This is a genomic window from Bacteroides sp. DH3716P, assembly GCF_025914115.1.
Classification (GTDB): domain Bacteria; phylum Bacteroidota; class Bacteroidia; order Bacteroidales; family Bacteroidaceae; genus Bacteroides; species Bacteroides ovatus.
In genome coordinates this window covers 889,912-909,658 of sequence record NZ_CP083673.1, presented here as the reverse complement: position 1 = coordinate 909,658, position 19,747 = coordinate 889,912, and the positions used below count along the sequence as shown (strand labels likewise).

Here is a 19,747-nt window from a genome sequence, read left to right as displayed (position 1 = left end):
TTCATCCTTATTAAAGTAGCGGAGCCAATAAACGCACGATAGACTCCACAGCTTTTTGTCTCCACGAACGTCTGCCCCAATTCTTCAAAAAGATCTGTGTACTTTCGCGCTGGTCCTGAAGAAATATTTCTTTCATTTCAAGGGCAGTTTCTACGTCATACATAAAAGCATTCACCTCAAAGTTATGCTCAAAGCTACGGAAGTCAACATTGGTAGAGCCTACAGTGGAAAGCATATCATCTGAAACCATCAGCTTAGAATGTAGAAAACCTTTCTTATAAAAATAGACCTTAACACCTGCCTGCATCACATCTGCCAAATAAGAACGCGATCCAAGATGAGTTATCCAGTTATCTGCACGTTCCGGTAACATCAAGCGTATATCCACCCCAGACAATGCTGCTGTTTGCATAGCTGCTAATATTGGTTCTGTAGGCAAAAAATAAGGTGTTTGCATATAGAAATATTTTTTTGCACTGGTAATGGCAACAGTCAATCCCTGCATGATTTCTTTCCATGGCCCGATAGGCTCACTCGTGACAATTTGCACTAAAGAACTTCCGCAAGAGTCAATCTTCGGAAAATAACGGGAAGCGGTTATCAACGTACGGTCTACAAAATACCAATCAAGCAAAAAAGCCGTTTGTAAACCATGCACTGCCTTGCCTTCCAACATGATATGCGTATCTCGCCAAATCCCCCAAGAAAAGCCACGCATATAACGTTCTGCCAGGTTCATTCCCCCAACGAAGCCCACGCGTCCGTCAATAACGACAATCTTTCTATGGTTGCGGTAATTCACCCTACTGGTAAATAAGGGAAAACGTACTTTCAAAAAGCTCCTGACTTCAATACCGGCATTGCGCATTTCTTCAAAAAAACGGTTAGGCACATGCCAGCAACCTACATCATCATAGATAACCCGTACTTCAACCCCGTGAGAAGCTTTTTCTATCAGCACATCCCTGACCATACGCCCGATAGCGTCATCTTCAAAGATGTAATATTCCATGTGGATATGCTGCTTCGCTTTTTGCAGTTCACGCAACAATGATTGAAGTTTGGTATATCCTTCGGTATAGACTGCCACACGGTTCCCCTCAAATGGAAACGCTTGATTCGTTTGCTGGAAAAGCTGAATAAGACGGGAGTATTCATAAGGAACGTCCGAACAATCCTGTGCGAGATATTCGGCCATTGGTTTCTTCAATAAGCGGTCGTAGCTTTTTTGCCCAATGATACGTTCGCGACGTTGACTCCGCCCAAAGAAAAAATAAAAGACAAGTCCGACAATAGGAAGGAAAAGTAATATGAGTATCCATGCCATGGTTTTAACCGGATTCCGGTTGTCAAGAATGATGATGACAATCGTACCGATAATGGCTCCAAAATAAAGAATATCAAAAGCCACTGTTGCTATCTGGCTAAGCATATAGTTCCAATCAATCATAGGAATCTCCTTTCATACGGATACTAAACAACAAATATAGAGTAAATTCTCGGATTAACAAAGAAGTCCCGGCAACAACATTGAATCGTTGTGCCGGGACTTCCTGTTTTTATTTAAACCTATTACTCTGCTTTAGTGTGGTCTGCCACCTCCAAAGCCACCACGCGGGCCACGAGGTCCACCACCATCAAAACCGCCATGACGCATATTGCCGCGAGCTTCTTTATTTCCAAAAACATTCAGACGATAAGAGAAACGAAGCATGCAGTAGCTATTAATTCCGTTATATTCAGAAACAGAACGCATATCGGCTGTTAACGAACGGCTGATATTAGATTGCTGCCGCAGAATATCATATACTTCAAAACTGATGGTTGCGGCATTGCCTTTCAGGAAGTTTTGGGCAATCTGTGCATTCCAAATAAGTTCATTCTTATTCATACTGGCATCACGATAACCACGACGAGCGTTATTAGTGATATTGGTAGACAACGTCATACTCCAAGGTAAAGAGATATTAGTACTTGCACCATAACCAAATGTATAGGGTTCTTGATTGTTTTCCGGACGCAGTTGATTTCGCTCAAAGTTATAGTTGATTGAACCATTCAAGGTAAATTCAAACCAGTCGTTACGGAAAGTTCCATTCAAATTCTCTCCGAAAGTCAGTGTCGTACTAGTGTTCTTGTCATTTATTTTAGTATCGTCATTAAAAAGATAAGAAACCGCATTGGTATAATTAGCACGGGAAAAAGAATTTATGGTAAACCGCTTGTCTCTCAATGCTGTATTGAATCCAAACATTCCCATCGCATTCCAGTTTCCGTTGATATTCTCCGGTTTAACAGTCACTCCACCAGTACTCTGATTATAAGTAGTGGCATTAGTAATGCTATTTTGAGTCATATTCAAGTTTGCATGAGCCATCATGCCACGCTGTTTATCTGCATTATAAGTATTATAAAACAAACGCATAGAATGAGAGAAAGAAGGTTTCAATCCCGGATTACCCTTACGGATATTCAACGGATTAGAGTCATCAGTTACATCAAGCAAATTTTCCATACTCGGCTGGCTTGCACGTCCCCGATAGGTAAAGCGCAACTGGCTGACTTTAGAAAATCTGTAACGAAAATCAACGTTAGGAGCAAAATTGAACACATTTCTTTTTACCACAGTATCTACTTCGGCCTTCTTATAATCCAATCTGGTGTTCTGCGGTTGCAAAGATACTCCAAAGTTCAATCTATATTTCTCGCGGATAATATTTAGTCCTGCATTAATATCATGGTTATAATATTTATATTGAGCATACTTACTCAAATCTCTATCTTTATTCTCTTCATATCCTACAGGCAGGCCATCACCAAAATTCCAAAACCAATCCTGTCCTTTATCGGCATCAGGAATCAAGCTGTATGTACTTCTGTCACTTTCACTATATTTATATTGAAATTTATAGCGGAACTGTAAGAAGGTAGCTCTCGCAATCGGTTCGCTATAAGTCAGTTCGGCAGTATAATCATAATTCTTGGTTGGAGAAGTAGTATATTGTTTACGCTCATCATCTTCTTTTTTTGCATTATCATCAAAATAACGCGTCAATGATTCACTAAACTGTTCGCTGTCATTATCTCCATAACTAAATGTACCACGGAAAGTGATGTTTCGTCCCTGATTATTCAATCTACGATTCACTTGCAAAGAAGCATTTGCAGAGAGATTCTGCCCTTCAGATTTTGATTCACTATTACTGGCGTTGACACGAATAGCTTCTAAAGGATCATCCGTACTTCCCCAGAAAATCTTATTCAAAAACTCATTAGGATTAGACACCAAATTAAATGGATCTCCATTAAAAGTACCCGATTCGGAAATAGAATAACTATTAGACTTTCCATAAGAAACGTTCGGACGGAAAATGATATTTGTCAATGTGTCCGGTTTCCACTCCAACCGAAAGTCTGCATTAAAGTTCGTATTCTTATTGCGGCCTTTACTGTTCGAATTTGAATAAGAATTTCCATTTTGCAGGAAACGTTCCGAGTAGTTTGTAGATGTTGCATCCCGATCACTGAAATTATAACGGGCACTACCTCCCAGTTCCAATTTTTCAGTCTGGGTAGCAAAGTTAGCCCCTAACATCTTGGTAGCAGTCAAACCATTGCTGTTCCGGAAACGAGGTCCGCCACCTCCACCGGAGAATCCCTGATCGTTCACATTATTAGCAGAACCGATTAAAGAGAATTGGCTATTATCGACAAAACGATTCAACATCAAGTTGCTTCCGTAACGATCTTCTGTACCACCGGCAACACTTGCATTACCAAACCAACCTTGATTCATACCTTTCTTCACTTTCAGGTCAAGAACAGTTTCTTCTTCTCCGTCATCTATTCCGGTAACACGTGCCAAGTCCGATTTTTTATCGTATGTTTTCAGTTTGTCGATCATGTTGACCGGTAAGTTCTTCAATCCGGTTTTCACATCACCGCCAAAGAACTCTTTACCATCCACCATAATCTTCTTTACTTCTTTACCATTGATTTTGACGTTACCGTCATCGTCTATTTCTGCTCCCGGAAGTTTCTTCACCAACTCTTCGAGCATCGCCCCTTCGGGAGTACGGTAAGCTGTTGAGTTATATTCCAGCGTATCTTCTTTCACGACCACCTGCGGAGCTTCGGCAGTAATCACCGCTTCCTTCAGCATGACAGCATCAGGGTCCAATGTAATGGTTCCCAATTTTTTATCAGTGGCGTTAGCAGATAATTGTACCGGTACGAGCTTGGTTCGGAATCCAATATAGGAAACTTTCAACACATATTTTCCGGCTTTTACTTTGGGGAGAGTAAACCATCCTTGGTTACTACTGGCTATACCGGCGGCATAAGCACTATCAGGTAATGATAGCAATTGAACTGTAGCCTGCGCTGCGGGCTCTTTAGTATCGGATTCCACCACACGTCCCGAAACGGTAATAACCTTATTCTGTGCAAAAATTGAGAAGGTGCATAGCAACATCAGCACCAACCCTGCTGAAAATCTTTTCATTTACCTTATTTACGATTATATTAGTAGCAATAACAATGTCTTTTTGACAAATCGAATCGTAAAAGGTTTAATTGAAAAGAAAATTATCTTTTAAAGAATCGATCAACAAGCGCTTTTTTCAGACCAAACTCCAGACAAAGCACATTAAAAACCAGAAAAGTAAGGAAAGAGGAAGTATCGACGTTTATCACATCTCCTTGCATAACACGCCACAACATACCACCAAAGACGAACAAGAATGTCAAAAAGATAGCATTACGAACAGCCGAATTCCGGATTTGCTCCGTTTCACGGCTTTCATTCTTACTCAATGCAAAGATTATTAACAAGCATCCTGCCATCATCAACAACTTTGTACATTCTTTATAAAACAGCAAGTTAGTATCAGTTACTACTCCCTGCATCACCAAAATAAAAGGGATGAACAGAGCTACCAACAAGACAACATATCCTAAAGGACGACAATATACAGGTAATAATGCTTTCATGATTAAACGTTTTAATGAGACAAAAGTAAGTAAAAAAAGATATTTTATATACATTTGCAGAGTAAAAAAGCAAAAGAATCATGAGTAAACAAGAAGTTATTCTCTGCGAAAGCTTGGAAACGAGCCTCGGTCGTGCCATTGAGCTATGTCCGCATGACAAATTATTCGTCCTCACAGACGAGCATACCCAGCGTCTTTGTCTCCCTTCTCTAAAGGAATCGGATCTGTTAAAAGATGCTGTAGAAATCTGTATCGGAGCAGAAGATGTGCATAAAACTCTGGAAACACTCGCTTCCGTCTGGATGGCATTAAGTACTCAAGGGGCTACCCGCCACTCTTTACTTATCAATCTTGGAGGAGGGATGGTGACAGATCTCGGAGGTTTTGCCGCAGCTACATTCAAACGGGGCATTTCCTATATCAATATACCAACCACTCTGCTCGCTATGGTGGACGCATCAGTGGGGGGTAAAACAGGAATCAACTTCAACGGACTGAAAAATGAAATCGGTGCTTTCGCTCCGGCAAACAGTGTATTGATTGAAACTGAATTCCTACGCACATTGGACACACACAATTTCTTCTCCGGATATGCTGAAATGTTGAAGCACGGTTTGATTAGCAATACGGCACATTGGGCAGAATTGCTCAATTTCGATTCCTCTAGTATTGATTATGCAGCTCTCAAACAATTGGTAGGTCAATCGGTACAAGTGAAAGAAGATATTGTAGAACAGGATCCCTTCGAACATGGAATCCGCAAAGCATTAAATCTGGGACACACCGTAGGACATGCGTTCGAAAGTATGGCACTGGCAGAAAACCGTCCTGTATTACATGGATATGCAGTAGCTTGGGGAATTGTGTGCGAACTGTATCTTTCTCATCTCAAAGTAGGTTTCCCGAAAGAGAAAATGCGGCAAACGATCCAGTTTATCAAGGATAATTATGGTGTATTTACTTTCGACTGCAAGAAATATGACCAACTGTATGCATTTATGACGCATGATAAAAAGAATACTTCAGGTACTATCAATTTCACCTTACTAAAAGATATTGGAGACATTTGCATCAATCAGACTGCCGATAAGGACACTATCTTCGAAATGCTCGACTTCTATCGCGAATGTATGGGAATTTAATCCATCCTACATCAGATATACCACATAGTAAAAGGGAATGAAATAGACTTCATTCCCTTTCTCTTCCCAATCCCTATAGATATTATTGCCTATTGTGAGGCAATTGTCCGCACTATTGTTCTAAGTTACTCATTCGATATTGTGAAAGCGACATTCCTGTATGCTTTCTAAAAAAACGTCCAAGCGACGATTGATTCGCAAAGTTCGTTTTAATCGCTATTTCCTGAATGTTCAGGCTTGTGTTTTTCAACAAAGCCTTGATTTCTAATATGATGTATTCAACAATCCAGTCTTTAGCAGACTTCCCGCTTGTCTCCTTAATTACCATAGTCAGGTATTTGGAAGTAATACACAGTTTATCCGCATAAAAAGCCACATCCTTATTCTCCTTAAAATGCTTCATGATAAGCCCAAAGAATTTATTAGCCAACTCTTCTTTACGGGTATCCCTGCGGGCAGTCATCAAGGTCGATTCCTTTTGATAAGCATTGAACAGTTCCAGATACAGATACCTCAACAAATGAATAATCAGCTCACGCCTATATATATCTTGAGAGGTAACTTTATCTTTTATCATACCCAGATAATTATACATCCGGGGAATATCGCGTTCCGTCTGCGGATACCAGTAATGAGTCCGCATATAGAAAAAGAAATGCGGAGAAAATCTGGGCACACCACTTAACGCATCACTAAACAGTGAAGTAGATATAACCATCGTAACGGTCGAGAAATCTTCACTTGGCTCACTAAATGAGACAAATTGTCCGGGTAATAATATAATCAATTCCTCCGGTTGTATCCAATGTACATCTTCATGCACTGTAATTTTGGCCTTTCCACCTAAACAATATATAATCAAAGCTGATTGATTATTAGAAGGATAAGAAGTCAAAGGAAGATACTTCAGATTTTGATAAAATTTAAAATCGTCACCCAGGACGTATATCTCTAATGTCTCTCTATTTTTAATGTCTAACATTTAACACCTTTCTAAACTAAGTCTTTTTACAAATGTATAACTTCCTAATTTACCACGCACCAAAAATGGAAATATAGTATCATACTAAGGAAGTCAAACACCTTTTATTTACATTAATTTATAAACAAACTCTCTGATTGTTAGTTCATTTATCATTTTCCTATTTCGTTTTATTATAGACTGACCTGGTTTTTATAGTGTTTTTAGGACAGGAAAAGGATTAATGCTTTCAAATGAAAAATAAGCAGATTGTTTTCTAATTCAAGCAAAATTAAAGAAATGTACTTTTATATCACATAAGAGGCAATCAAAAAAACTACTAACTCATTGAAATAAAGATTTGTATGTTCACAAGAAAGACTAATAATCAGAATAATAGCTATAAATCGGCACAATTCATACTAGAAAAATCAACGGATTATTTGCTAATTAAAAATTAATCTGTACTTTTGCATCCGCAATTCGGGGTGTAGCTCAGCCCGGTTAGAGTACGCGTCTGGGGGGCGTGTGGTCGCTGGTTCGAATCCAGTCACCCCGACTGGTTAAAGAGGTTAGAAACCGAATGGGTTCTAACCTCTTTTTATTTTAGAAAACAATGAAAGAAGATCCTAGACATATCCATATCAGTGAATACAGTTATCCTCTTTTGGATGAACGTATTGCTAAATTCCCGTTGCCTACCCGCGACCAGTCCAAACTCTTAATATACCGTCGTGGAGAAGTTAGTGAAGATGTTTTCACGTCTTTGCCGGAATATCTGCCGCAAGGCAGCCTGATGATATTCAATAATACAAAAGTCATTCAGGCACGCCTCCATTTTCGAAAAGAGACGGGAGCACTGATCGAAGTGTTTTGTCTTGAACCGATCCAGCCAAACGATTATGTCTTAAATTTCCAACAGACAGCACATGCCGCCTGGCTTTGCATGATCGGCAATCTGAAGAAATGGAAAGACAGACAGTTGAAACGTGAAATGACCGTCAAAGGATTCCCCATTACTCTGACCGCTACCCGAGGAGAATGCAAAGGAACCAGCCATTGGGTAGATTTTGCATGGGATAATCCGGAAGTGACGTTTGCCGATATCCTTGAAGTATTCGGAGAACTTCCTATTCCTCCTTACTTAAACCGGGATACGGAAGAAAGTGACAAGGAGACTTATCAAACTGTTTATTCTAAGATTAAAGGTTCGGTAGCTGCGCCTACGGCGGGATTACATTTTACTCCACGAGTATTGGATGCTCTTCAAGAAAAAGGGATTAATCTTGAAGAATTAACTCTACATGTAGGAGCAGGCACATTCAAACCTGTAAAAAGTGAAGAAATCGAAGGTCACGAAATGCACACGGAATATATATCGGTCAACCGGAGCACCATCAAAAAACTGATTGACCACGACGGTTGTGCTATTGCAGTAGGGACTACTTCTGTACGGACTCTGGAAAGCCTGTATCACATTGGAGTTACATTGGCTGAAAATCCGTATGCTACGGAAGAAGAACTACGTGTCAAACAATGGCAGCCTTATGAAAAGTACGACCAGATTCCTCCCGTTGTTGCGTTGCAAAAGATATTAGGATATCTCGACAGGAATGGTTTAGAAACCCTTCACACCAGTACACAGATTATCATAGCACCGGGATACAATTATAAAATAGTGAAAGCGATGGTTACTAATTTCCATCAGCCGCAAAGTACCTTGCTGCTTTTGGTTTCAGCTTTTGTAAAAGGGAATTGGCGCACTATTTATGATTATGCACTGGCGCATGATTTCCGGTTCCTAAGTTATGGAGATTCTTCTTTATTAATACCATAAGATATTCTTCTCTCCAAAAGATTTTACGCAATATAAAAGACACTATGCCAAGCGATAATAACCAGGAAATGTTCCCTATCGTAGACGAACAGGGAAATATCACCGGAGCTGCCACTCGCGGAGAATGTCACAGCGGTAGCAAACTGCTTCATCCGGTAGTTCACCTTCACGTATTCAATGCCCAAGGAGACATCTACTTACAGAAACGCCCCGAATGGAAAGACATTCAACCGGGGAAATGGGATACGGCTGTAGGCGGACATATTGATTTGGGCGAAAGCGTAGAAATCGCCCTAAAGAGAGAAGTCCGTGAAGAATTAGGCATCACAGACTTCACTCCCGAGCTTCTCACCAGTTATATTTTTGAATCCAGCCGTGAAAAAGAGCTTGTTTTTGTCCACAAAACCGTTTATGAGGAAGAAATCCATCCCAGCGACGAACTGGACGGTGGACGATTTTGGAAGATCGAAGAAATAAAAGAAAATCTGGGTAAAGGAATCTTCACTCCCAACTTCGAAGAAGAGCTGAAAAAAGTCTCTCTTATTCCTTCTCTATCCAAGTAATAATCTTTTCAGAGAACGGACTTTCTTTCGGAGACACAACTCCCGCCCAATGTCCGTTCTCATCAATCATAAACTTCTGAAAGTTCCACTGAACCGGTGCACTTTCTTTTCCATTCTGTTTTTTCTCCGTCAACCATTGGTAAAGAGGAGCCATATCTTTTCCTTTAACGGAAATCTTAGCCATCATCGGAAAAGTAACATCATAGTTCAAAGAACAGAACTTGGCTATTTCCTCATTACTACCCGGTTCTTGTCCCATAAAGTTATTCGCCGGAAAACCGATAACAACAAAGTTTTTTTCTTTATATTTCTCATATAGTTTCTCCAGTTGAGCATACTGGGGCGTCAGCCCACACTTAGATGCCACGTTGACTACCAGCACTTTCTTACCTTTCAGTGAAGAAAGAGGAAAGTCCTTACCATCAATAGTTTTCACTGTAAAATCATAAAAAGACTTGTTTTGCGCTTCCGAAGAAATTGCAAACAACAGGCTTACCATCATCAAGACGAATGTTTTCATGCTGAATATACATTTAGTTTGTTTTTATATTAAACGAGTAAACTGAAAGAAATGTTTGTTCAGCAGTGAAACAAGAACTATGATTTTACATCTTTCAATTCCCCAATCCGTCACTTCACCCCACAATCTTTCCGCTTCATTTATTCTTAGTGATAACGGATGAAGATAGGCCGTAATTTTGTACTGTGAAATAATAATACAACGAAAGTCATGTTTACAGCTATTGTACGTTTTTCAATCAAGAAGAAACTATTTGTAGGACTCACTACTCTCTTCCTGTTTATCGGAGGTATCTATGCGATGCTGACACTACCTATTGATGCCGTGCCCGACATTACCAATAATCAGGTACAAATAGTGACCGTATCCCCTACACTCGCGCCACAAGAGGTGGAACAGCTCATCACTATGCCTATCGAAATAGCGATGAGCAATATTATGAATGTCGAAGATATCCGTTCTGTCAGCCGCTTCGGACTATCGGTCGTAACGGTCGTTTTTAAAGAAAGTGTCCCCACACTCGATGCACGGCAGCTGATAAATGAACAAATACAAAGCGTAACAAGCGAAATTCCCTCCGAGCTCGGAACACCGGAGATGATGCCCATCACTACCGGTCTGGGAGAGATTTACCAGTATATATTAAAGGTAGCTCCCGGATATGAGAAGAAATATGACGCAATGGAACTCCGCACCATTCAAGATTGGATGGTGAAACGTCAGTTGTCCGGTATACCCGGTATAGTAGAAATCAATAGTTTCGGCGGTTACTTGAAACAATATGAAGTAGCCGTCGATCCGGACGCCCTGTTTTCTTTGAATATCACTATCGGCGAGGTGTTCGAAGCACTTAGCAGCAACAACCAAAATACCGGCGGAAGCTACATTGAGAAGATAAAGAATGCCTACTATATCCGGTCGGAAGGTATGATTACCCGCATCAAGGATATTGAACAGATTGTAGTGACCAACCGGAATGGGATTCCGGTACATATCAGTGATGTAGGAGTTGTCCGCTTCGGTTCTCCAAAGCGTTTCGGTGCCATGACAAAGGATGGTGAGGGCGAGTGTGTCGGCGGAATTGCCATGATGCTGAAAGGTGCCAACGCAAATGTAGTGACTCAAGAACTCGAAAAACGGGTAGAAAAAATACAGCAGCTATTACCCGAAGGAGTCAGTATAGAACCTTACTTGAACCGTTCGGAACTGGTAAACCGGAACATCTCTACGGTTGTCAACAACCTGATTGAAGGAGCGGTTATCGTCTTCCTTGTACTCATCCTCTTCCTCGGCAACCTCCGTGCCGGACTGATTGTCGCATCCGTCATCCCGCTGGCAATGCTTTTCGCTTTTATCATGATGCGTGTATTCAATGTCACCGCCAATCTAATGAGTCTCGGTGCCATTGACTTTGGTATTGTAGTAGATGGCTCTATCGTTATATTGGAAGGTATCCTCGCCCACATTTACGGAAAACAATTCCGAGGCCGCACACTGACCCGCAAAGAGATGGACAAAGAAGTGGAAAAAGGAGCTTCCGGCGTTACACGTTCGGCCACTTTTGCAGTGTTGATTATCCTTATCGTCTTCTTCCCCATCCTTACATTGAACGGGATTGAAGGGAAATACTTCACCCCCATGGCAAAAACACTTGTGTTCTGCATTATCGGAGCCTTAATTCTCTCACTGACTTATGTTCCTATGATGGCCTCCCTCTTTCTGAAGCATACCATTGTTGTGAAACCCACCCTTGCCGACCGCTTCTTCGAGAAACTGAACAAGATCTACCAGCACACCCTGCGCGCCTGTCTTCGTTACAAATGGCGTACCGTCATCATAGCCTTCTCCGCGCTGATCGGTTCACTTTTTCTCTTTACCCGCCTGGGAGCAGAGTTCATTCCCACTTTGGACGAAGGTGATTTTGCCATGCAAATGACACTACCCGCAGGAAGTTCGCTGACCGAAAGTATCGAAGTTTCCCGCTTGGCAGAGAAAGCATTAATGGATAAATTCCCTGAAATCAAACACGTGGTAGCCAAAATAGGAACGGCGGAAGTTCCCACTGACCCGATGGCAGTGGAAGATGCTGATGTGATGATTATCATGAAACCATTCAAAGAATGGACAAGTGCCGGAAGCCGTGCAGAAATGGTGGATAAAATGAAAGATGCACTTGCTCCGCTCTCTGAACGTGCCGAATTCAACTTCTCGCAACCGATACAGCTTCGCTTCAACGAGCTGATGACGGGAGCAAAAGCAGATATTGCCATCAAACTATATGGAGAAGACACGCACGAATTATATGAAAGAGCCAAAGAAGCAGCTACCTTTGTAGAAAAAGTGCCGGGAGCAGCGGATGTCATCGTTGAGCAGACGATGAGATTACCCCAATTGGTAGTGAAATACAACCGTAGCAAAATAGCCCGTTACGGCATCAACATACAAGAGCTTAACACCATTATCCGAACTGCCTATGCCGGAGAGTCAACAGGTGTAGTCTTTGAAAACGAACGGAGATTCGATCTCGTGGTACGGCTTGACCAGGAGAAAGTGGCCGACTTGAATCTTGATAAGTTGTTTGTACGCACTTCGGAAGGAATTCAAATTCCTGTTGGAGAGGTAGCAAGCATCGACCTTGTCAGTGGGCCACTGCAAATCAATCGGGATGCAACCAAACGGCGCATCGTCATCGGTGTCAATGTGCGTGACGCAGACATCCAGCAAGTTGTCGCCAATATTCAAGAGACACTGGACAAGAACATCAAACTGAAGCCGGGATATTACTTCGAATACGGCGGCCAGTTCGAAAACTTGCAAAATGCCATCAATACCTTACTGGTGGTCATCCCAGTGGCATTAATGCTTATTCTGTTGATTCTGTTCTTCGCATTCAAGAACATCACCTATACCCTGATGGTATTCTCAACCGTCCCCCTATCGCTCATCGGTGGTATCGCCGCACTTTGGCTACGCGGGCTCCCGTTTAGCATATCGGCCGGAGTAGGATTCATTGCTTTGTTCGGGGTAGCAGTATTGAATGGTATCCTGATGGTAAATCACTTCAACGAACTTCGTAAACAAAATACCTATTCCATGACTACAAACCAGATTATCAAAAGAGGGACTCCACACTTGCTCCGTCCTGTATTCCTGACAGGACTGGTTGCATCTTTGGGATTCGTCCCGATGGCAATAGCCACTTCAGCCGGCGCAGAAGTACAACGTCCGTTGGCAACAGTGGTCATCGGTGGCTTGATTATTTCTACCGTACTGACTTTACTCATCATTCCGGTGTTTTACAAAATTGTAAATTCATTTGCTACCTGGAGACGCCCGGGAATCAAACTGCACCGGCCTTTCGGGGAATTGTTTCTCCTGTTCTTATTTCTTCCCGCGTTCGTTTCCGCTCAACAGACACAAACTGTTAGTCTCGAACAGGCGATAGAAATAGCCAAACAAAATCATCCTCGCCTGAAAATAGCCAATAATGCTATTCAACAAGCCAAAGCCACTCGCGGAGAAGTGATAGAAGCAACGCCTACCTCGTTCAGCTATTCCTGGGGTCAACTTAACGGAGAAAACAAAAAAGACAAGGAACTGGCTTTCGAGCAAAGCCTGGGCTCCCTTCTAACGCCATTCTACAAGAATGCGTTAGTCAACCGTCAGGTAAAAACGAACACCTATTATCGGCAGATGGTAGAGAAAGAAATCACAGCAGAAGTGAAAAGGGCGTGGGCCTACTACCAATATGCCACTAATCTCTGCTCAATGTATCGGGATCAGGATAAAATGGCAGAAGAGCTGCAGCGCATCGGAGAATTACGATACCAACAAGGAGAGATTACCTTGCTCGAAAAAAATATGATGACCACCATAGCTGCCGATCTGCATAACCGCTGGTTCCAAGCAAAAGAAGAAGAGAAAATGGCATTGGCACGTTTTCAATGGAGTTGCTACTCCAACGATCCCATTGTTCCGGTAGATTCCACTTTATCCTTATTCTATACCGGCATTTCGGATGGAAACCTATCGGGAGCACATACTGCTTACTTTCAAAGCCAGGCAGATGAAGCGAAAGCAATGCTCCATGTAGAGCAGAGCCATTTCTTTCCTGAAATCAGTGTGGGGTATACACGTCAGGACATTCTCCCACTTAAGAATCTGAATGCCTGGATGATCGGGGTTTCTTTCCCCATCTACTTCCTGCCACAAAAGAGCAAAGTGAAGCAGGCACGGCTAACTGCCACTTCAGCGCAAATACAGGCAGACGCCAACATCCGGGAGTTAAGAAATAAGACACTCGAACTGGAAGCATCCCTTCGCAGATATAATGAGAGTTTACGATATTATACCTCTTCTGCCTTGAAAGAAGCGGATGAACTGACAAAGGCAGCCAACCTGCAATTGCAGCAGAGCGAAACAGGCATTGCCGAATATATACAGTCGATTACCACCGCCAGAGAGATACGCAGAGGCTATATTGAAACAGTCTACCAATACAATATTGCTGCACTGGAATATGAACTTTTCAAGTAGGTGGAAAATCGAGACATTGAATGAGATACATCACCCTGAATAATTATTATAAAACATAAGATATGAAAAAAATAGTTTATCCCATCCTTTTACTAGTTCTAACGGCTTGCAAAGGAAACCAGCAAACTACAAATAACGAATCCGCCGCAATTCCCGTTGCCGAAACGATAGCAGATACCATCGCACAACCCGAAGTGGATGCCATCACTTCAGCTACCTCAAAGCCTAATCAGGTTTCGTTCAACGGACGAATCGTTCTTCCTCCTCAACGTCAGGCAACCATTGCTTTAACCATGGGAGGCATTGTAAAAAAGGCTTCTCTGCTTCCAGGGCAATGGGTGGCTGCAAACAGTGTAATCGCCACGTTAGAGAATCCGGAGTTCATCACCCTGCAACAAACTTATCTGGACAGTCACGCACAAACCGAATATCTCTTAGCTGAATACGAACGGCAAAAAAATCTGTCTGCCGAACAAGCAGCTTCTCAAAAGAAATTCCAGCAAAGTAAAGCGGACTTTCTCTCCATGAAGAGTCGCCAGGACGCCGCTGCTGCACAACTTTCTCTTTTAGGCGTTCAAACGGAGGCATTACTTAAGAACGGAATACAACCGCTACTGGAAGTCAAAGCCCCCATTAGTGGTTATGCCGCTAATGTAGCGATGAATATCGGCAAATATATCAATCCGGGAGAAGCACTTTGCGAACTTATCGATAAAAGCAGCCCGATGCTTTGCCTGACTACTTACGAGAAAGATCTTGCAGACATACAAGTCGGCAGCCCGGTACAGTTTCGTGTAAACGGAATGGGGACACAAACCTTTCACGGTATCGTGATTTCCATCGGACAAAAAGTAGACGAAACCAATCGTTCGCTCGAGGTATATGCTTCCATCAAGGAGGAAAATGTACAATTCCGCCCCGGTATGTATATCACGGCACACATTCAGAAACAATAATTGACCAACTGTGACAACAGCATTGACATTTTATAACCGGTAACTCATAATTTACCACTATCTTTGTTGTATGATAGCCAAAGCAATAAAAAAAGATAAATATATACTTTCCACAGTCATCATCTCCTTAGCGGTTGCTGTACTGATTCATTTTCCTGAATCAGTATCTCTTTTCGACCGTTTCGAAAGTCATTCCTTATTCCCAGGGATGAAGTTTATAGATGTGGCAAACGAAATACTTTTTACCTTTCTGTCGCTATTGTTACTTTTTGCCATCAATACCCGTTTGTTTCATTTCAATCAGGCTTCCATTAAAATTACAGGGACAAAGATTTTGCTTTCCTTTATCGTGACATGGATATTGAGTAACTTGTCAGGACAGTTTTTTGTTTTCCTTCACAGAACGTTTGATATTCCGGCCATCGATGCCATGGTACATCATTATTTGCATCCATTGCGGGATTTTATTGTGGCATGTCTCGTCACCAGTAGTTGCTGTATCATTCATCTTATATTCAAGCAGCAACTGGTACTTATTGAGAACGAACAGCTTCAGGCAGAGAATCTCCGCAATCAGTATGAAGTACTGAAGAATCAGCTGAACCCACACATGCTGTTCAACTCGCTGAATACCCTGCGTTCGCTGGTACGCGAAAATCAGGATAAAGCGCAGGATTACATTCAGGAACTCTCCCGGGTACTAAGGTATACTTTGCAAAGTAATGAGTCACAATGTGTCAGTCTCCGGGAAGAAATGGAATTTGTTTCCGCTTATATATTTCTATTAAAGATGCGTTTTGAGAACAATCTACAATTCGACATACAGATAAGCAATGCCTACGAAGAATATCTCCTCCCTCCAATGGCGGTGCAAGTGTTGATTGAGAATGCAGTAAAGCACAACGAAATCAGCAACCGGAAGCCGTTGACTATTCATATCACGACGGACGATAACGGCAATTTGTCTATCAGCAACGACATTCAGCCCAAATGGACTGCAACTTCCGGAACCGGTATCGGACTTGCCAACCTTGCCAAACGATACAGGCTCTTGTTTAAACGGGATATACAAATAACGGAGGACAGAGAGTTTACAGTTTGTATTCCTTTGATTGAAAAATCACAACTAGAACAATAACCACCATGAAGATTGTCATTATAGAAGACGAAAAAGCAGCAGTACGAAACCTGACTTCACTGCTTAATGAAATAAAACCGAATGGAGAAATCGTGACCATACTGGATAGTATCAGTTCCACTATCGAATGGTTCAGTTCTTATCCGATGTCGGAACTGGTATTCATGGATATTCACCTGGCAGATGGTTCCGCCTTCGAGATATTCAATCATATCAATATTACTTGTCCGATTATCTTTACAACTGCCTATGATGAATATGCGTTACGTGCATTCAAAGTAAACAGCATCGACTACTTATTAAAACCCATCGGTAAGGAAGACATAGAACACGCTTTCGATAAGCTCCAAGGTTTACAGGATGCTGCTGACAAACACCAGTTTCCTTTTCCACAACAGGAGAATGAGCTACTGAAACTAATACATTCACTCCAAAAGCAAGAAAACTATAAAAGTCATTTCCTTATTCCTACCAAAGGAGACAAACTATTGCCCGTTTCTGTAGATATGATACAATTGTTTTATATTAAGGACTGTCAGGTCAAAGTAGTCTTAACCGATGAAACCGAATACTGTTTTTCTCAAACATTAGATGAACTTACGGAGTGTCTCAATCCTTCTCTTTTCTTTCGGGCTAACCGCCAATATCTTATTTCGCGAGAAGCTATCAAAGATATTGACTTATGGTTCAACAGCCGACTGTCCATCAACTTGTACTATTCAGGAATCAAAGAAAAAATACTTGTCAGTAAAGCCCGAGTAGCAGAGTTTAAAGAGTGGTTCTCTAAGAGAAAACGTTGATTCCGAGACATTGCCTTCTTAGAACAAATAGCAAAACAAAGTGTTTCGTGCCGTGAAACGATTGGTTTCAACGCTTGAAACCAAAGGTATCTCCTGTTGAAACTTCTATTTACATACAAGCTTATATTTATATGCAGGCATGTTCATTTCAAACGGTGATAGATGAATGATTAGGTGATAGGTGGAGAACAATCTATCACCACCCTGAAAGCTCGATGAACAATGCGTTTCAGAAGGATGGTGATAGATTGAAAGAGGATTCCATTTTTACGTATGGAAAGTTAGAATATGTGCCATCATTCAATGACAGCTGCAAAGCCGCCATTTCTAACCATCTTTATAGTTAGCTGTTCTCCGGCTTTCACTTGGGCTGACTTGCAACGATAATCCATCGCCTGACGTCCTGCGTTGATACCATCCTCAAAAGATATCATTTGATAAGAGCGATCTTTATTCAAGAAATCTAACTTTATGGTAAACTCACGTTCCTTTTTACCATTATTAGTCATTCCTCCTATAAACCACTTATCGCCTTTCCGTTTTGCTACAATGACGTATTCACCCGCTTTAGCTTCCAATGCCACAGTCTCGTCCCATGTTACGGGAACTTGTGTGATGAAACGGGTACAATCTTCATTACGATAATAAAGAGTAGGATTATCTGCCAACATCTGCAGACCACTCTCAAAAACCACAAAGAGTGCCAACTGATAAGCACGTGTTCCGATACTTGCAGCATTAGGACGTTCCGACCGATACACATTAGGCTGCATACTAATCATCGCCCCGGGAGTATAATCCATCGGACCGACAGCATTACGCATAAACGGTAAATACAGACTATTATCCGGATAACAACCGCCCATTTGTTCCATGCCACGCACTCCTTCGTAAGACAATACATTCGGATATTTATATTCCAGTCCGGCAGGTTTGAAAGAGCCATGAAAATCGACAAACAAATGATGTTTGGCTGCTTCCCGGGCTACCCGTTCGTAATAGTTGACCATCCACTGATCGCTTCTGTCCATAAAATCAATCTTAAGTCCTTTTACTCCCCATTCATTGAAAGTCTTGAAGAGATCAAAATTGTTTTCTACCGTCAACCACGTCAACCAAAGCACAATCCCTACATTTTTTTCTTTGCCATAACGGATCAACTCGTGCAAGTCTACTTTGGGATTAGGCGTATAAGGATCACGTGTACTTTTAGCCCAGCCTTCATCCATAATGATATATGGAATACCAAATTTAGAAGCAAAATCAATGTAATACTTATAAGTATCCAAGTTATAACCGGAAACAAAATTCACATCCGGTCCGTAAGGAGAAGCGTCATTCCACCATTCCCAGCTCACCTGTCCCGGCTTAATCCATGAAACATCCTGAAGTTGATTCTTTTCAGCCAGTTTATAAGTCATTGTATTCTCAATCAACTGCTTATCATTTTTACTTATCACAAAGTAACGCCAAGGATAATTTCTCGTACCTTTTGTTTTAGCAATGTAATCAGCTTCTTGAGTAATCTTCACGCTTCGATCACTGTTTTCGGCAAACGCAAGCGGAGCTTTAGGAAAAACAGAAATTGCTCCGTTCGTGCCTGTTCCTTTGAGAAACATACATGGATAATCAGCCAGATCCGACTCGCTGATTAATATTTTATAGTCTTTTTGTGTGTCAATCAATACCGGCAAAACAGCTATCCGTTCTTCAGGCTTCCACGCATTACTTTGAACATGTGTGTAAGGTTCCTCATAAGCTGTATGGAAGCCTCCCGGTTGTTGCAAGTGAAGAAGATAATCCGACGGGAAGTTGATAGCAAACTCTTCGTTCATTACTTCAACATCACCTTTTTGTGAGGTAATAAACCGGTAAGCAACTCCATCGTCAAAAGCACGGAATTCTACTGAATAATCTTTAAAGGTCAGTAGCAATTGATTATAACGATTATTGACTTTCGCATATTTCAAAGGAACAATAGGAGTTAATTGCTCGTCGACACTCGTACGTTTCTGACGGCGCAGTTTGGGATTTTCTCCCAACACCTGATTCTTCAATGTCAACTGAAGGGTATTGTCTTTCAACAATACATCTCCGTTATAATCTATACTATAATAGATTTTATCCGAGAGATTCAAGGACACTTTCAGCTCTCCATTGGGAGAAATTAACTCTAACTTATTCTGTGCACGAAGTAGTGATGCCAAGCACAAACACACAACTAACAGGAAATATCTTCTCATGATTTAGATATTTAATTAATAATCGTTTTACATTGGCAAATGTAATAAAAACATCACTT

13 protein-coding genes and 1 tRNA gene are annotated in these 19,747 nt (G+C 41.5%); 8 read left to right on the top strand and 6 right to left on the bottom strand.

From position 1 onward, the window contains the following. Positions 1-10 precede the first annotated feature (10 nt). From cls to KQP79_RS03120, 3 genes are all read right to left on the bottom strand, one after another. A complete protein-coding gene (gene cls, locus KQP79_RS03130) occupies positions 11-1,450 on the bottom strand; it encodes a cardiolipin synthase (RefSeq protein WP_061447537.1) in 1,440 nt (479 codons plus the stop codon). Positions 1,451-1,582: 132 nt separating this feature from the next. After that, complete coding sequence (locus tag KQP79_RS03125; protein WP_004311007.1) at positions 1,583-4,504, bottom strand: TonB-dependent receptor; 2,922 nt, start codon at positions 4,502-4,504, stop codon at positions 1,583-1,585. A gap of 83 nt (positions 4,505-4,587) precedes the next feature. After that, entirely contained in the window at positions 4,588-4,992 is a 405-nt protein-coding gene (locus KQP79_RS03120; protein ID WP_004305412.1) for a hypothetical protein, read from the bottom strand. Positions 4,993-5,072: 80 nt separating this feature from the next. Between KQP79_RS03120 and aroB the strand changes: the two genes are divergently transcribed. After that, on the top strand, positions 5,073-6,134 hold the full coding sequence (gene aroB / locus KQP79_RS03115) for a 3-dehydroquinate synthase (protein WP_008020580.1): 1,062 nt from the start codon (positions 5,073-5,075) through the stop codon (positions 6,132-6,134). A 112-nt stretch (positions 6,135-6,246) separates the two neighbouring features. Here the strand turns inward: aroB and KQP79_RS03110 are convergent, their stop codons facing one another. Further along, complete coding sequence (locus tag KQP79_RS03110; protein ID WP_004314597.1) at positions 6,247-7,116, bottom strand: helix-turn-helix domain-containing protein; 870 nt, start codon at positions 7,114-7,116, stop codon at positions 6,247-6,249. Between the two features lie 463 nt (positions 7,117-7,579). Between KQP79_RS03110 and KQP79_RS03105 the strand changes: the two genes are divergently transcribed. The 3 genes from KQP79_RS03105 to KQP79_RS03095 all read left to right on the top strand — a co-directional run bounded on the left by KQP79_RS03105 (position 7,580) and on the right by KQP79_RS03095 (position 9,495). Further along, positions 7,580-7,654: transfer RNA gene (locus KQP79_RS03105), tRNA-Pro, on the top strand. Positions 7,655-7,711: 57 nt separating this feature from the next. Then, entirely contained in the window at positions 7,712-8,932 is a 1,221-nt protein-coding gene (locus KQP79_RS03100) for an S-adenosylmethionine:tRNA ribosyltransferase-isomerase (RefSeq protein WP_074706649.1), read from the top strand. 44 nt (positions 8,933-8,976) lie between these two features. Beyond that, a complete protein-coding gene (locus KQP79_RS03095; protein WP_004301145.1) occupies positions 8,977-9,495 on the top strand; it encodes an NUDIX hydrolase in 519 nt (172 codons plus the stop codon). Here KQP79_RS03095 and KQP79_RS03090 read toward each other — a convergent pair. Next, the gene (locus KQP79_RS03090) at positions 9,473-10,015 is read right to left on the bottom strand and encodes a glutathione peroxidase (protein ID WP_032856121.1); all 543 of its coding nucleotides are present in this window, start codon (positions 10,013-10,015) and stop codon (positions 9,473-9,475) included. The two genes, KQP79_RS03095 and KQP79_RS03090, sit on opposite strands and share 23 nt — an antisense overlap. 210 nt (positions 10,016-10,225) lie before the next feature. Here KQP79_RS03090 and KQP79_RS03085 point away from each other — a divergent pair, with 210 nt between their 5' ends. The 4 genes from KQP79_RS03085 to KQP79_RS03070 all read left to right on the top strand — a co-directional run bounded on the left by KQP79_RS03085 (position 10,226) and on the right by KQP79_RS03070 (position 17,445). Next, entirely contained in the window at positions 10,226-14,551 is a 4,326-nt protein-coding gene (locus KQP79_RS03085; RefSeq protein ID WP_234120528.1) for a CusA/CzcA family heavy metal efflux RND transporter, read from the top strand. Positions 14,552-14,613: 62 nt separating this feature from the next. After that, positions 14,614-15,507 carry an efflux RND transporter periplasmic adaptor subunit gene (locus KQP79_RS03080; protein ID WP_120080263.1) on the top strand — a complete coding sequence of 298 codons (894 nt, stop codon included), beginning with the start codon at positions 14,614-14,616 and terminating at the stop codon, positions 15,505-15,507. A gap of 70 nt (positions 15,508-15,577) precedes the next feature. Continuing rightward, positions 15,578-16,645: a sensor histidine kinase gene (locus KQP79_RS03075; RefSeq protein WP_004313051.1), complete on the top strand. Its 1,068-nt coding sequence runs from the start codon at positions 15,578-15,580 to the stop codon at positions 16,643-16,645. A 5-nt stretch (positions 16,646-16,650) separates the two neighbouring features. Next, positions 16,651-17,445: a LytR/AlgR family response regulator transcription factor gene (locus KQP79_RS03070; protein ID WP_195310683.1), complete on the top strand. Its 795-nt coding sequence runs from the start codon at positions 16,651-16,653 to the stop codon at positions 17,443-17,445. Between the two features lie 296 nt (positions 17,446-17,741). Here KQP79_RS03070 and KQP79_RS03065 read toward each other — a convergent pair whose 3' ends face one another. Then, positions 17,742-19,688, bottom strand: a complete 1,947-nt coding sequence (locus KQP79_RS03065; protein WP_234120525.1) for a glycoside hydrolase family 97 protein — start codon at positions 19,686-19,688, stop codon at positions 17,742-17,744. Positions 19,689-19,747: the final 59 nt, after the last annotated feature.